Annotated in this window: 10 protein-coding genes; 5 read left to right on the forward strand and 5 right to left on the reverse strand. The window is 67.8% G+C overall.

What is annotated here, in order from left to right; genetic code table 11:
* Positions 1–1,027: arginine deiminase (locus VML93_RS36625; RefSeq protein ID WP_325618469.1), on the forward strand; the 1,027-nt coding region annotated here is incomplete at its 5' end.
* A 27-nt stretch (positions 1,028–1,054) separates the two neighbouring features.
* Here VML93_RS36625 and VML93_RS36630 read toward each other — a convergent pair.
* Positions 1,055–2,074: an AraC family transcriptional regulator gene (locus tag VML93_RS36630; RefSeq protein WP_325618471.1), complete on the reverse strand. Its 1,020-nt coding sequence runs from the start codon at positions 2,072–2,074 to the stop codon at positions 1,055–1,057.
* 112 nt (positions 2,075–2,186) lie between these two features.
* Between VML93_RS36630 and VML93_RS36635 the strand changes: the two genes are divergently transcribed.
* Positions 2,187–3,971, forward strand: coding sequence for an N-acyl-D-amino-acid deacylase family protein (locus tag VML93_RS36635; RefSeq protein WP_325618473.1), 1,785 nt, complete (start codon positions 2,187–2,189; stop codon positions 3,969–3,971).
* Positions 3,972–3,988: 17 nt separating this feature from the next.
* On the opposite strand, the gene VML93_RS36640 is transcribed toward VML93_RS36635, so the two are convergent.
* On the reverse strand, positions 3,989–5,512 hold the full coding sequence (locus VML93_RS36640) for a dolichyl-phosphate-mannose--protein mannosyltransferase (RefSeq protein WP_325618485.1): 1,524 nt from the start codon (positions 5,510–5,512) through the stop codon (positions 3,989–3,991).
* A gap of 69 nt (positions 5,513–5,581) precedes the next feature.
* On the opposite strand from VML93_RS36640, the gene rsmI reads away from it, so the two are divergent.
* Complete coding sequence (gene rsmI, locus VML93_RS36645; protein ID WP_325618475.1) at positions 5,582–6,439, forward strand: 16S rRNA (cytidine(1402)-2'-O)-methyltransferase; 858 nt, start codon at positions 5,582–5,584, stop codon at positions 6,437–6,439.
* Between the two features lie 7 nt (positions 6,440–6,446).
* Here rsmI and VML93_RS36650 read toward each other — a convergent pair whose 3' ends face one another.
* From VML93_RS36650 to VML93_RS36660, 3 genes are read right to left on the reverse strand one after another with little or no spacing between them, the layout of a single operon-like run.
* The gene (locus tag VML93_RS36650) at positions 6,447–7,700 is read right to left on the reverse strand and encodes an aminodeoxychorismate synthase component I (RefSeq protein ID WP_325618477.1); all 1,254 of its coding nucleotides are present in this window, start codon (positions 7,698–7,700) and stop codon (positions 6,447–6,449) included.
* Positions 7,701–7,744: 44 nt separating this feature from the next.
* Positions 7,745–8,662, reverse strand: a complete 918-nt coding sequence (locus VML93_RS36655; RefSeq protein WP_325618479.1) for an RNA polymerase sigma-70 factor — start codon at positions 8,660–8,662, stop codon at positions 7,745–7,747.
* Positions 8,659–9,849 carry an NAD(P)/FAD-dependent oxidoreductase gene (locus VML93_RS36660; protein ID WP_325618487.1) on the reverse strand — a complete coding sequence of 397 codons (1,191 nt, stop codon included), beginning with the start codon at positions 9,847–9,849 and terminating at the stop codon, positions 8,659–8,661. Before VML93_RS36660 ends, VML93_RS36655 begins: the two co-directional genes overlap by 4 nt.
* Before the next feature lie 354 nt (positions 9,850–10,203).
* Here VML93_RS36660 and VML93_RS36665 point away from each other — a divergent pair, with 354 nt between their 5' ends.
* Both VML93_RS36665 and VML93_RS36670 read left to right on the forward strand, forming a co-directional pair.
* On the forward strand, positions 10,204–12,078 hold the full coding sequence (locus tag VML93_RS36665) for a putative bifunctional diguanylate cyclase/phosphodiesterase (RefSeq protein ID WP_325618481.1): 1,875 nt from the start codon (positions 10,204–10,206) through the stop codon (positions 12,076–12,078).
* Positions 12,079–12,089: 11 nt separating this feature from the next.
* Positions 12,090–13,781, forward strand: a complete 1,692-nt coding sequence (locus VML93_RS36670) for a hypothetical protein (protein WP_325618483.1) — start codon at positions 12,090–12,092, stop codon at positions 13,779–13,781.
* Positions 13,782–13,942: the final 161 nt, after the last annotated feature.

A 13,942-nucleotide genomic window follows, 5' to 3' on the forward strand; every position in this document is an offset into this window, starting at 1 on the left:
CCGCGGGGTGGAAGTGCTGCTGATGTCGGAGCTGCTGACCGAGGCGCTCAAGCACAGCGGGGCCGCCCGGATGCAGGGCGTCGCCGCCGCCGTCGATACACGGCGGCTGGGAGTTCCTTTGGCGCAAGAACTTTCGGCCTATCTGCGCGGTCTCGACCCGGCCGCGCTGGCGCACGTGTTGATGGCCGGCATGACGTTCAACGAGCTCCCGTCGGACACCCGGACCGACGTGTCATTGGTGCTGCGGATGCACCACGGCGCCGATTTCGTCATCGACCCATTGCCGAACCTGGTGTTCACTCGCGACTCGTCGATATGGATCGGGCCGCGAGTGGTGATCCCGTCGCTGGCGCTGCGGGCGCGGGTGCGGGAGGCGTCGTTGACCGATCTCATCTATGCGCATCACCCGAGGTTCACCGGAGTGCGGCGCGCGTACGAGTCGCGCACCGCGCCGGTCGAAGGGGGTGACGTGCTGTTGCTCGCCCCGGGTGTGGTCGCGGTCGGAGTAGGGGAGCGGACCACTCCGGCCGGAGCGGAAGCGTTGGCGCGCAGCCTTTTTGACGATGGTCTGGCGCAGACGGTGCTGGCCGTGCCGATCGCCCAGCGGCGCGCGCAGATGCACTTGGACACGGTGTGCACGATGGTCGACACCGACACGGTGGTGATGTACGCCAACGTGGTCGAGACCTTGTCGGCCTTCACGATCCAGCGCACGCCCGATGGTGTGACCATCAGCGACGCCGCCCCGTTTCCGGAGGCCGCCGCCAACGCGATCGGGATCGACAAGCTGCGGGTCATCGACACCGGGCTCGATCCCGTCATCGCCGAACGCGAACAGTGGGACGACGGCAACAACACGTTGGCGTTGGCGCCGGGTGTAGTCGTCGCCTATGAGCGCAACGTGCAGACCAACACCCGGCTGGAAGAGGCGGGCATCGAAGTGCTGACCATCGCGGGCTCGGAATTGACCACCGGCCGCGGGGGGCCGCGCTGCATGTCCTGTCCCGCCGCCCGGGATCCGCTGTAGGGGCACGGCGCCCGCTCGCCGGGGGCATTAACCGGGACGCGGCGACATGCCGTCGCGCACCGCCCGGCGATAGGCGCTGGGGCCGCAGCCGAACCAGCGCCGACACGACCGGCTGAGCACGCTCTGCTCGGCGTAGCCGAGTTCTCGGGTGAGGTGCGACAAGCTGATGTCGGTGTCGCGCAGGTAGCGTTCAGCGGTTTCGCGTCGCACGCCATCGATGAGCTCGCCGAAGCTGGTGTTCTCCGCGGACAGGCGGCGGTGCAGTGCCCTGGGGTGCAGATCGAACTGGGCGGCAACCAATTCGAAGCTGGCGGTGCCGGTGGGCAGGAGTTGGCGGACCATGGTGCGCACCGACTGGGTCATGCCGCGTTGGTGCGTGGTGATCCCGCTCAGGTACTGCACGACCGCTTGATGGGCGAGCGCGTCCTGGTTGAGTGGGCGCGCGAGAACGGCCGTGGGGAAGATGAAGCCCGCTATGGGTTGGGTGAAGCGCGCCCGGCAGCCGAAGTAGCTCAGGTAGTCGCCCGCCGCGGTGAGCGGCTCGTGCGGCAGGTGCACCGACAACGGCGTGTACTGCGCGCCGAGTAGGAACCGCAACACCCCCAGCGACACCCCGAGCGACAGTTCGGTGGTCTGGGGGTGCGGCGGCGGGCGCTCGATCAAAACCTCGAATGCATAGAACGACCGTCCGGCGGTGGCGCTCGGGGTGATGCGCGCGGAGATGGCCGGGCTGTAGGCGCTGAGAAAGGTTTCGACGATCGCGAAAGCGTCGCCGACGGTCGCCGCGGTGCGCGCCGCCACCCCGAGCGGTCCCAGGATCTCGATGCCCTGCCGTAATGCCAACCGTCGCCCGAAATCGGGAGTCGCGGTCGCCGTCGCTGCAGTCTCAACGGCCACTATGAGGTTGCGGTAGGACAGAAAGACCTCGTGCTCGCCGACATCTTGGGGCCGGATGCCGGCGGCGCGGAGCAGCTCGGTCGGACCGCCGCCCAGTTCGGCGACCAGGCGCGGATAGCCCGACAGCGCCGTGCCGCGCACCACTGACATGTCAACAAATGTCAAATAATCGTCCACAAATGTCAAGATTTCGACGTGGTCGCGGCCGCATCCTGGAAAGGCAACGAGGACCCCCCAAGGACCCAAAGAAAGGACAATCCCCATGGGCTTCGACACTGTGATCCGCAACGGCCGCTGGTTTGACGGCACCGGCGCCCCGTCGGCGATCCGCAACATCGGCATCCGTGACGGTCACGTCGCGGCTATCAGCGCGCAGCCGCTCGACGAATCCGGCTGCCCGCAGGTGATTGACGCGGACGGCAAGTGGGTGCTGCCCGGCATGCTCGACATCCACACCCACTACGACGTCGAGGTGCTCGGCAGCCCGTCGCTGTCGGAATCGGTGCGGCACGGCGTCACGACCGTGATGGTGGGTTCGTGTTCGCTGTCGACCGTTCACGTCGACGGCCAGAACGCCGGTGACCTGTTCGCCCGGGTGGAGGCCATCCCGCGCGAGCACGTCATCGACACGATCGACCAGCACAAGACCTGGAACAGCTGCGAGGAATACATCACCGCCTTGGAGGCGCGGCCGTTGGGGCCCAATGTCGCTGCCTTCATCGGGCATTCGGACATGCGGGCCGCGACGATGGGCCTGGACCGCGCCACCCGCAAGGAAGTGCGTCCGACCAAGGGCGAACAGGCCCGGATGGAGCAGCTGCTCGCCGAGGCGCTACGGGCCGGGTTCGTCGGAATGTCTTCTCAGCAACTGCTTTTCGACAAGCTCGACGGCGACACCTGCCGTTCGCGCACCTTGCCCTCGACGTATGCGAAACCGCGCGAGCTGCGTCGGCTGAAGTCGCTGCTGCGACGCAGCGGGCGAGTCTTGCAGGCAGGTCCCGACATTCAGAATCCGTTGAACATCGTCTCCCAGGCGGCGCAGTCGCTGGGCATCGTCCGCCGGCCGTTGAAGACCAGCCTGCTCTCGGCCGCAGACATCAAGGCCAACCCGTGGCTGATCGCGACGATGGGCCCGGCGGCCCGCCTCGTCACCAAGCTGGGTGGCGACTTCCGCTGGCAGCACCTGCCGGTGCCCTTCGAGGTGTACGCCGACGGTATCGACCTGGTCATCTTCGAGGAGTTCGGCTCCGGCGCGGCCGCTATGCATCTGCAAGAGCAACTGGCGGAGCGCAACGACCTGCTGCGCGACGAGGAATACCGTCGCCGGTTCCGCAAGGACTACGACAGCAAGTTCGGGCTGCGGGTGTGGCACCGGGACTTCTTCGACGCCGAAATCGTCGAATGCCCTGATCCTTCGGTGCTAGGTAAGTCGTTCGGGAAGGTCGGAATTGACCGCGGCGGGCTGCACCCGGTCGACGCATTCCTCGACCTGGTCGTCGAGCACGGCACCGCGCTGCGCTGGCGCACCACGATCTCCAACCACCGCCCCGAGGTGCTGGAGAAAATGGCCGGCGAGCCGGGCATCCAGATGGGTTTCTCCGATGCCGGCGCACACCTGCGCAACATGGCATTCTACAACTTCGGGCTGCGGCTGCTGCGTCGCGTTTACGACGCCCAGAAGGCCGGCACACCTTTCATGACAATGGAGCAGGCGGTGCACCGGCTCACCGGCGAACTGGCCGACTGGTATCAGATCGACGCCGGCCATCTGCGGATGGGCGACCGCGCCGACCTGGTGATCGTCGACCCGGCATACCTTGACGACTCGTTGGACGGCTACGCCGAAGAGAAGGTCGAGCAGTACGGCGGACTGTCGCGGATGGTCAACCGCAACGACGACACCGTCAGCGCGGTTCTCGTCGGCGGGCAAGCGGTGTTCCTGGACGGGCAGCCCACCGAGGTGCTCGGCAACCAGCGCACCGGCAGCTTCCTGCGCGCCAACACCGCAGTCCCCGCGACGGCCGGGCAGGTTGCCGCCGCCGTCTAGACCCCGCTCGGCACCGATCAACGCCAGCTGGGCAGCCAGATCTCCATATTCCAGGTCTCTTGCGAGATCGGCAGACCGGTCAGTATCGGAAACAGCCAGGCGAAGTTCGTCACCACCAACGCCATGTAGCAGGACACCGCGATCAGCCCCAGCGTGCGTCGTTCGCGAGTCTGACGGCCAGCACGGCCGGGCGGGTGCAGGATGTCGCCGAGGATCAGCGCGATGGCCATCACCAGGAACGGCCCCATCGTCGCTGCGTAGAAGAAGTACATCTGGCGGTCGATGTCGGCGAACCAGGGCAGCCACCCCGCGCAATAGCCGACCCACACCGCGGCGTAGCGCCAGTCCCGCCGCACCAGCATTCGCCACGTCGCGTAGAGCAGGACCGGCACCGAAAGCCACCACAACGCGGGCGTGCCGACCAGCATCTCGGCCTTGACGCACGATTGTGGGCCGCAGCCGGGAACGTTGTTCTGGTCGATGGCGTAGAGCACCGGCCGCAACGACATCGGCCAGCTCCACGGTTTGGATTCCCACGGGTGGTAGTTGCCCGCCGAATTCGTCAGGCCCGCATGGAATTGGAAGGCCTTGGCGGTGTAGTACCACAGCGAGCGGATCGCATCGGGAAGCGGGACAACGCTGTTGGGGCCAATGGTCTGGCCCACCTGGTGGCGGTCGATCGCGGTCTCGGACGCGAACCAGCCCGCGTAGCTGCCCAGGTAGACCGCGACCGGGATGAGCCCCAGCGCATACCCGGTGGGGAACATGTCCCGCCGCAGCACCCCCAGCCACGGCCTGGGCACCTGGTACTGACGCCGCGCGGCCACGTCGAAGGCCAACGACATCACACCGAAGAACAGCACGAAGTACAGGCCGGACCACTTCGTCCCGCAGGCCAATCCGAGCAGCACCCCGGCGCCGAACCGCCACCACCGCACCCCGAGCCGCGGGCCCCACACGGTATCGGCGATGCGGCCCTCCAGCAGCGCCACGTGCATGCGTTGCCGAACCTGATCACGGTCGACGATCAGTGCGCCGAAGGCCGCGACCACGAAGAACGTGAGGAAGCCGTCCAGCAGCGCGGTCCGCGCCACGACAAAGCTGACGCCGTCGCAGATCAGCAGCACTCCGGCGATAGCACCGACCAGCGTCGAGCGGCTGATCCGCCGGACGATCCGCGTCACCAGCACCACCAGGACGACGCCGAGCACCGCGCCGGTGAACCGCCAGCCCAGTCCGTTGTAACCGAAGATCGCCTCGCCGAGCGCAATCAACTGCTTGCCGACCGGGGGATGAACGACCAGGCCGAAGCCGGGGTTGTCTTCCACCCAATGGTTGTTGAGCACCTGCCACGCCTGGGGCGCGTAATGCTTCTCGTCGAATATCGGTGTGCCGGCATCGGTCGGCGAGCCCAGGTTCAGGAACCGGGTCAGGATGGCGAGCAGCGCTATCACAGCGGTGACGATCCAGCCGCGGAACCGGTCTACCGGCCCGAAATCCGCGACCGGCACCAGCGGCCCTGGGCTGACGACGGGCACCACGCGCTCCTCGACTGCGTCGGGCATTTCTTGGGGCGGGGCGGTCATCACGTCGATCGTAGGCTGTCCGTCATGACCAATGGCCGCCTGTTGCTCGCCGCGACCCCGTTGGGCCAGCCGTCGGACGCGTCGACGCGGCTCATCGACGCGCTCGCCCAAGCCGATGTGGTGGCCGCCGAGGACACTCGGAGGTTGCGGAATCTGGCCAAGGCGCTCGATGTCACGATCACCGGCCGGGTGGTCAGCCTGTTCGACCGGGTCGAGGCCACCCGGGTATCCTCGCTGGTCCCCGCGATCGAATCCGGTGCGACGGTGCTGGTGGTCAGCGACGCCGGAATGCCGGTGATCAGCGATCCGGGCTTTCGGCTGGTCGTGGCGTGTGCGGAGGCCGGGCTGACGGTGCAGTGCCTGCCGGGACCGTCCGCCGTGACCACCGCCCTGGCCGTGTCCGGTCTGCCGGCGGAGAAGTTCTGCTTCGAGGGTTTCGCCCCACGCAAGAGGTCGGCGCGCCGCACCTGGCTGGCCTCGTTGGCCGACGAGCCCCGGACCTGTGTGTTCTTCGAGTCGCCGCGGCGGTTGGGCGCCTGTTTGCGTGATGCCGTCGAGCAGCTCGGCGGTGCCCGCCGGGCGGTGGTCTGCCGGGAGCTGACCAAAGTGCACGAAGAGGTCCTCCGCGGGTCGCTCGACGAGCTGGCGGAGTGGGCGGCCGACGGCGTGCTCGGCGAGATCACCGTCGTGCTGGGCGGTGCGCTCCCGCACGCCGACCTGCCGTCCCTGGTGGACTCCCTGGTGGAGCAGGTCGAGGAGCTGATCGAGGGTGGCGTCCGCATCAAGGATGCCTGCAGCCTGGTCGCCGGCCAGCATTCGGAGGTGCGCACCCGCCAGCTCTACGACGCGGTGCTGCGCTCCCGCGAGGAAGAAGACAGCTGAGGTGCGATCAGCCGACGGCCGCCACCGTCGGCAGCCCGACGATCGGGGCCGCCTTGTGCAGGCATTCTTCCCATTCGGCGTCCGGATCCGAATCGGCGGTGATCCCGCCGCCGACACCCAGCACCGCGTTGCCCGTGGTGTCGAATTCGACGGTGCGGATCGCGACGTTGAGCTCGCAACCGGCGATCGGTGACGCCAAACCGACGGTGCCGCAATATATCCCGCGACGGTGTTGCTCCCATTGCGAAACTAGTTGGCGGGCACGAAGTTTCGGTGTTCCGGTGACGGAGGCCGGCGGGAAGGCGGCGTCCAACAGCGCCGACGTCGGCAGCTCGGCGGGCACCTGTGCCGACACCGTCGACACCAGGTGCCACACGCCCGGGGCGCGTCGCACCACCAACAGCTCGGGCACGGTTACCGTGCCGGTAATCGCCACTCGCCCAAGGTCATTGCGGACCAAGTCGACGATCATGATGTTCTCGGCCACCTCTTTGGCCGAAGCCCGCAGCGCCGACGGCCAGGCATCCAGTGGCAGCGTGCCCTTGATCGGGCTGGACGCCACGGCGGTGCCGCGGCGGCGCAGGAAAAGCTCCGGGGACAGCGACGCCACCGCACCCCATGGTCCGGCGACATAGGCCGCCCGGGCCGGGGAGGTCCGTGCCACCCCGTCGACGAAGAAGTCCAGCGGGTCGCCGATCACGGTTCCGCTGAACTGCGTGCACACGCAGGCTTGGTAGACCTCGCCGGCGGCGATCGCCTCCAGGCAGGACAGCACGCCGTCGCGGTGGGTTTCCCGGTCGGCGGCGTCCCACCCGATCCGGCAGTCCCGCGCGGGCGCCGGTGGTGCCGCCAGTGCGGCGGCCAACCAGTCCGGCATCGGTGCTCCGGACAGGCTCTCGTACCACCACTGGGCGTCGCGGTCGCGGCGCAACACGCAGTCGGTCCAGCCGCCGGCGGCTTCGGGGATGCGGTTTGCCCGACCGTCGGCGCCGGCGTCGGGGTAGGACAGGTACCCCACCCAGCCGCCGCCGACCGCGGTGGCGTCCGGTCCGTCGGGTCCCGTTGGGCCCGGCCGGACGTCGAACGCGTCGTCGGCATCCACCGGCGACACGGGGACACTCGGCGCGATCACCGCCAGGGCGCCGAACCACTCGCCGGTCAGCGCGGCCGGCGGCGGCAGACCGAGCCGACGGGTGGCGTCGCCGACCGCGCGTAGCACGCGGGGTGCGCCGCCAAGATCGCCGAGCCGCTCGATTCGCACCGCCCTAGCTTGACAGAACGTGCATTTTTCGCACCCCAAGCCCGCTAGCTGCGGCTTATCTCGCGGGTGCTGGCCAGCGCCGCCAGCTTGTCGGGGTTGCGCATCGCGTAGAAGTGGGTGATCTTGTCGTCGACGATCTCGAGGGTGACCACCAGGTCGAGGTGTTCGTCGAGGTAGAACAGCACCGCCGGGGCGTTGTTGCAGTTCACCAGCTCTACCCGGACCTGGGGCCCGGCCTTGCGCAGCAGTCCGGTGATAGCCCTGGCCACCCGGTCGGCGCCGACCACCGGCCGGCGGGCCGCGCTGACCTTGCCGCCACCGTCGGCAACCCAGGTGGCGTCCGGCGCCAGCATCGCCATCAGCGCCTCCACGTCGCCGCTGGCCGCCGTGGCCAGGAACTGCGCGGTGATTTCCGCGTTGCGCTGCGGATCCACCGGTTCTCGTGCGGCGCCGCCCCACTTCCGCCGGGCCCGGACGTGTTCGCGTGCCCGGTGCGCGACCTGCCGCACCGTCGGCGCGGGTTTGCCCACCGCTTCGGCGATCTCGCCGTAGTCGAAACCGAACACCTCGCGCAGCACGAACACCGCGCGTTCGTCGGGGCTCAGGGTTTCCAGCAGCACCAGCATGGCCATCGAAACCGATTCCGCCAGAACGATATCCGACGACGGATCCCGCTCTTCGAGCAGCAATGGTTCGGGCAGCCACGGCCCCACGTACTCTTCCCGGCGCCGCGCGCCGGCCCGCAACGCGTTGAGCGCCTGCCGGGTGACCAGCTGGGCCAGATAGGACTTGGTGTCGTGCACGCCGGCCAGGTCGACGGCGGCCCAGCGCAGATAGCTCTCCTGCAGCACGTCGTCGGATTCGGTTGCCGAGCCCAGGATTTCGTAGGCGATGGTGAACAGCAGCGGCCGCAGCAGCATGAACCGTTCCGCGTGTTCACCATCGCCCGGCGACGACATCATCGCAGCGCGACCTGTTGATCGGCGGCCAGCCGCGCCTGCCGCTTGCCGCCTTTGAGCCAGCGGTAGGAGCCGGGTTTGGCGGCCTCGCGCCGGATGGACCAGACCGTGCCCTTGCAGATCGCTTCCTTGATGGAGGCGCCGGTCCAGCCGCTGACGACCAGGTTGACCGGGCTGTCGTCGAAGTGCGACAGCTGGACGGTGGCGCCGGTGCGGCCCAGGCTGATGCACTGCCCGACGAACGCCTGATTGAGCAGCTGCTCGGGAGTGTGTCCGGCGACCCGGCTGAGCACGGTTTGGGCGGCCTGGGCCCCCAACGGCCCGGCGGCCTGGCAGCTCATCCGCAACGGTTGATCCGACGGCGCGGCGGCATCGCCCGCGGCGACGATGCGGTCGTCGTCCACGCTGGTCAGTGTCTCATCGGTGAGCAGCCGGCCCATCGCGTCGGTGGTGAGACCGCTGTGCGCAGCCAGATCCGGCACGGCGAATCCGGCCGTCCACACCGTCGCGGCACTGGCCACCACGGCGCCGTTGGCGAGCACCACGGCGTCCCACTGCACCTCGCCGGCCGGAATGGACTCGAGCACGTTCACGCCCAGCCGGCGCAGTCGCTTGGTCACCGAGCGCCGGCCCCGCGTGCTCAGCGACGGCCCCAGCTGCCCGCCGCAGATCAGGGTCACCGGGCGGCCCTGCTCGGCCAGCTCGGAGGCCGTTTCGATGCCGGTCAGTCCGCCGCCGACCACCGCGACCGGGGCGCTGTAGGGCAGGTCGGCCAGTGCGTAGCGCAGCCGCTTCGCGCCGTCCAGATCGGCCACGGAGTGGGCGAACTGGGCCGCGCCGGGCACCGCGGAAGGTGTCGCTCCAGTGCTGCCGACGGCGTAGATCAGGTAGTCGTAGTCCACTGCGGCCCCTGAAGCGAGGATTACCCGCCGGGCGTCGGCGTCGATGCGCTCGGCGCTGTCCACGACCAGCCGGATCCCGTCGCCGAGCAGCGAGTCGTAGTCGACGGTCGCGGTGCCGGTGTCGGCGGCCAACTGGTGTAGGCGAATTCGCTCGACGAACATCGGGCGCGGGTTCACCAGGGTGATGTCGACGTCCGGACGCTGCCGCAGGTGGTTGGCGGCCAGGGTGCCGGCATATCCGCCGCCGACAACGACGATGTGAATTCTTTGGTCTTCGCGCTCAGTCATCTTGGGCATCTCGGTCTCCTGTTCTTGCGGGCTTGTGACCTTGAGACACCGCAAGTCGCCCAGGCGTGACAATCGGACAGCGGTTTGTGACCCGTCTCACGTCCACCCCGCGCCCCTTTGGGCGAGGCAGCGGCCAACATTCAACGGGGCCGCACCGGATCGTGCATGATACGCTTTTCTATACAGTTCGTGGCCTGCCCCGGGGCCGAAAAAGCGACCCGAACTATCTAAAAAAATGGGGGCCTCTTCGATGCGCACCGGCGTGCATCGGGAGGAGCAGTCTTGAAAGCGAATTCCTGATCGCGCCCTGATTCGCCGGGCGCCCAGAACGGACATGTGCCATCGGAGGACCTCGTGCCACGCAGCCTGGACCTGGTCGTTACCTCCGTGGCCAAGCAGCTGATGGAGGCCACCGCCTCCACGGCCACCCAGGTGACTGAGAACGTCCTTGCGCAGCTCGTCGAACAGATGGGTTTGAGCGGCAGCTTCCTGCGCCACCACGACCACGACATCCGGGCCTCGGTGCTGGTCGCCGAGTGGCCGCCACGGGTCGATGTTCCGGATCCGGACCCGCTGGCCGTCGTGCACTTCACCAGTGCCGATCCGGTGCTCGCGGAGTGCGAGCACGGCCGCAAGCCGGTCGTTATCCGCCCGGACGGCAGCTGGTCTGCCAGCTCGTCCTTCCCGCGCCGGGCGGCCGGAGCCAAGCCGGAGGTGCCACCCTCGGTGGCCGCTGCACCGCTGGTCTCGCACGACGTGACCACCGGGGTGCTGGGCTTCGTCAAGGCCGGCGCCAGGAAGTGGAAGCAAGAAGAGATCAACACGCTCGAGGCAGTCGCTGCCCTGTTTGCGCAGCTTCAGGCTCGTATCGCGGCCGAGGAGAAGCTTCGCTACCTGGCCGAGCACGACGACCTGACCGGCCTCTACAACCGTCGGGCGCTGGTCGCGCATCTGTCCGAACGGCTCGCGTCGGGCAGCCCCGGGCCCGTCGCGGTCCTCTACCTCGACCTCGACCGGCTCAAGCCGATCAACGACTACCTGGGGCACACCGCCGGCGACTGGTTCATCCGCGTCTTCGCCCAACGAATTCGGGTGTGCGCGGGGAATCAGAGCATGATCGCCCGGCTGGGCGGCGACGAGTTCGTGGTGATTCCGGACCAGCCGATGGCGGCCGGGACCGCGGAGTCGTTCGCCCGCCGGCTGGGCACGATGTTGCGCGAGCGGCTGGCGATCGGTGGCCACATGATCACCCGCACGGTCAGCATCGGGCTCGCGGTGGGCATGCCGGGACGCGACAACAGCACCGATCTGTTGCGCCGGGCTGACGAGGCTGTGCTGACGGCCAAGCGCGGCGGCGGCAACCAGGTCGCGCTGTCCACCGACGACATGTCCCTCAAGAGCGCCTTCCGCAACGACATCGAGCTGCATCTGCAGGGCGACATCGACAGCGAAGCGCTGTTGCTGCACTATCTGCCCGAGGTCGACCTGTGGACCGGCGCCATCGTGGCGGCCGAGGCTTTGGTGCGCTGGCGGCACCCGATTTGGGGGCTGCTGCTACCGGATTCGTTCATCGGGGTAGCCGAATCGACGAACCTCGCCGGGGAACTGGGCCGCTGGGTGATGCGCAGCGCCTGCGCCGAATTCAGCCGCTGGCGAGCCAACGGCGTGGGACAGAGCGCCATCCTGCGCATCAATGTCTCACCCGTGCAACTGATTACCCGCGGCTTCGTCCGTACCGTGGCCGACACCATCGAGGAGTTCGGTATCGACGGCGGGTCGGTGTGCCTGGAGATCACCGAGCGCGCGGTGGTGCACGATATCGAAACCACCCGCAAAACTCTCTCGGAGCTCAAGGAAGTCGGCGTTCAGATAGCCATCGACGACTTCGGCACCGGCTATGCGGTCTTGTCGCACCTGAAGTCCCTGCCGGTCGACATGCTCAAGATCGACACCGGCTTCGTGCGCGACCTGGGCACCAACGCCGGCGACCTGGCCATCGTTCGGGCCATCATCGGGCTGGCCGAAGCCTTTGGCCTGCAACTGGTCGCCGAGGGAGTCGAAACACCAGCTGCCGCACTGACTTTGATGCAGCATGGATGCCACCGGGCGCAGGGATTCTTGTTGTCCCGCCCCGTCCCGGGCAACGCCATGGAGGCGTTGTTGGCCGCACGCTGGATGCCGATGCCGTTCCTCGCCGACCGCGAGGCACTGTCGTTAGGCGCGATCTAGCTCCGGTGGCGATGTCTCGTTCATGGAAAAAAGGCGAAAAGGGCACGCTGGCCGTTGTCATGTGCGCGGCACTGGTGCTGAGCGCTTGTCGCGGTCACGCCAATCCGGGACCGCTGTCCGCGATGGTCTTCCCGGCCATACCGCCCGGCGTTCAGGAGATCCCCAACCCGCTGCGCGGCCAGTACGAAGATCAGTTGATTCCGCTTTTCCCCCAAGGCAATCCGGCGCAGCAGCGGTACCCGGCATGGCCCGCGTCATATGACGCCAGCCTGGCCGTGTCGTGGCGGCAGTTACAGCCCACCGATCCGCGCACCCTGCCGCCCGACGCGCCGGACGATCGCAAGTTCGACTTCAGCGTGATCGATGACACGCTGACCAAGCTGGCCGCCCGCAACATGCGGCTGACGCTTCGCGTGTACGCCTACAGCTCAACCGATTCCAACCCGGGCAACACGAACATCGAGATTCCCGACTGGCTGCGTGCCGCTCCCGGCGCCGGCACCGACTACCCCGCGCCGCCGAAGAGTCCCGCCCCCGGGGTGACTCAGGTGGTACCGAACTGGAATGACCCCGCCTACCTGAACGGTTTCACGCAGCTGCTTGCCGCACTCGGCGATCGCTATGACGGCGACGAGCGGCTCGGCGTTTTCGAGTTCTCCGGTTACGGGGACTCGAGCGCGAACCAGCTGACGTATTTGCGCGACGTGCTGGGCGCACCGGGCGCGGCGCCCGACGACAGCGACAAGACGCTGGGGTATTACAGCCAGTTTCGCGACCAGAGCATCACCAAGGCGTCCATTCAGCAACTGGTCGCGGCGAACGTGAACGCGTTCGCCCACACCCAACTGGTGGTCAGCCCGCAAAACCCGGAGATCGTGCGCGAACTCCTGGCCGACGACGTCACCAAAAAGCTCTCCGCGCCGGTGGGCATCCGCGCGGATTGCCTGGGTGATCAGGCGCCGTTGCCGGCATGGGCCGACTCCTCCGACTCGCACTACGTGCGGACCAGCGATGCGGTCGTCAACGCGATCAAGCAGCGGCTGGCCTCGGCGCTGGTGATCAGCCAGTGGTGCGGCTTGCCCAAAGGCGCCGACCCCGCGTCGTACTACGAAAAGGGGCTGCACGACGTCGTCCGCTATCACGTCTCGATGACCTCGAGTGCCAAGTTCGCGGACCGCGATTCGACCTCCGCGATGGACCCGAAGTTGTATCTGCTGTGGGCGCAAGCTAACTCGTCGGCCGGCTACCGGTACTCGGTCGATGCGCGGCAGGGATCGCAGGCGATACAGGGCAAGGTCGCGACCATCGCGGTGGTCTGGACCAACTACGGCTCCGCGGCCGCCACCGAGAATTGGGTGCCGGCCTACAAGCTGGTGGACCCTTCGGGAACGGTGGTTCGGACGGTGCCGGCGACGGTCAACCTCAGGACGCTGGTCCGCGACGACCAAAACGACGGCTCCCGCGTGGTGGCAGACCCGGCGTCATCCTCCGAGTCGGTTCACCTGGACCTGACGGGCCTGGCGCCGGGGCACTACACACTGCACGCGGTCGTCGAATGGCAACAGCACAAGCCGGGCGCCTCATACGTGGTGAACTACCCGCCGATGGCGTTGGCCCGCGACGGCCGTGACAACTCGGGGCTGTACCCGATCGCAACGCTTGATATCTCGCGGGACTCAACGGCGACCGCAAGCGGTCGATGAGCGGGCGTCGGGCACCCACGCTGACCTGTGACAAACCGACAACCATGTGATAACGCCCGATACATTCCTATGGTATGGTATTGACATACCGTGCTCACTCATAGTACTTGAGTGCGATGGTTTGCTCATCAGCGTCGGACTCCGCGCGATACCACGGTGAG

The sequence above is a fragment of the Mycobacterium sp. genome (assembly GCF_035499775.1).
Taxonomy (GTDB): Bacteria; Actinomycetota; Actinomycetes; order Mycobacteriales; family Mycobacteriaceae; genus Mycobacterium.

Bases quoted from the DNA above. Each gene is read 5' to 3' on its own strand.
- VML93_RS36630 (WP_325618471.1), bottom strand. From the start codon at position 2,074: ATGTCAGTGGTGCGCGGCACGGCGCTGTCGGGCTATCCGCGCCTGGTC.
- VML93_RS36635 (WP_325618473.1), top strand. From the start codon at position 2,187: ATGGGCTTCGACACTGTGATCCGCAACGGCCGCTGGTTTGACGGCACC.
- rsmI (WP_325618475.1), top strand. From the start codon at position 5,582: ATGACCAATGGCCGCCTGTTGCTCGCCGCGACCCCGTTGGGCCAGCCG.
- VML93_RS36655 (WP_325618479.1), bottom strand. From the start codon at position 8,662: ATGATGTCGTCGCCGGGCGATGGTGAACACGCGGAACGGTTCATGCTG.
- VML93_RS36660 (WP_325618487.1), bottom strand. From the start codon at position 9,849: ATGACTGAGCGCGAAGACCAAAGAATTCACATCGTCGTTGTCGGCGGC.
- VML93_RS36670 (WP_325618483.1), top strand. From the start codon at position 12,090: ATGTCTCGTTCATGGAAAAAAGGCGAAAAGGGCACGCTGGCCGTTGTC.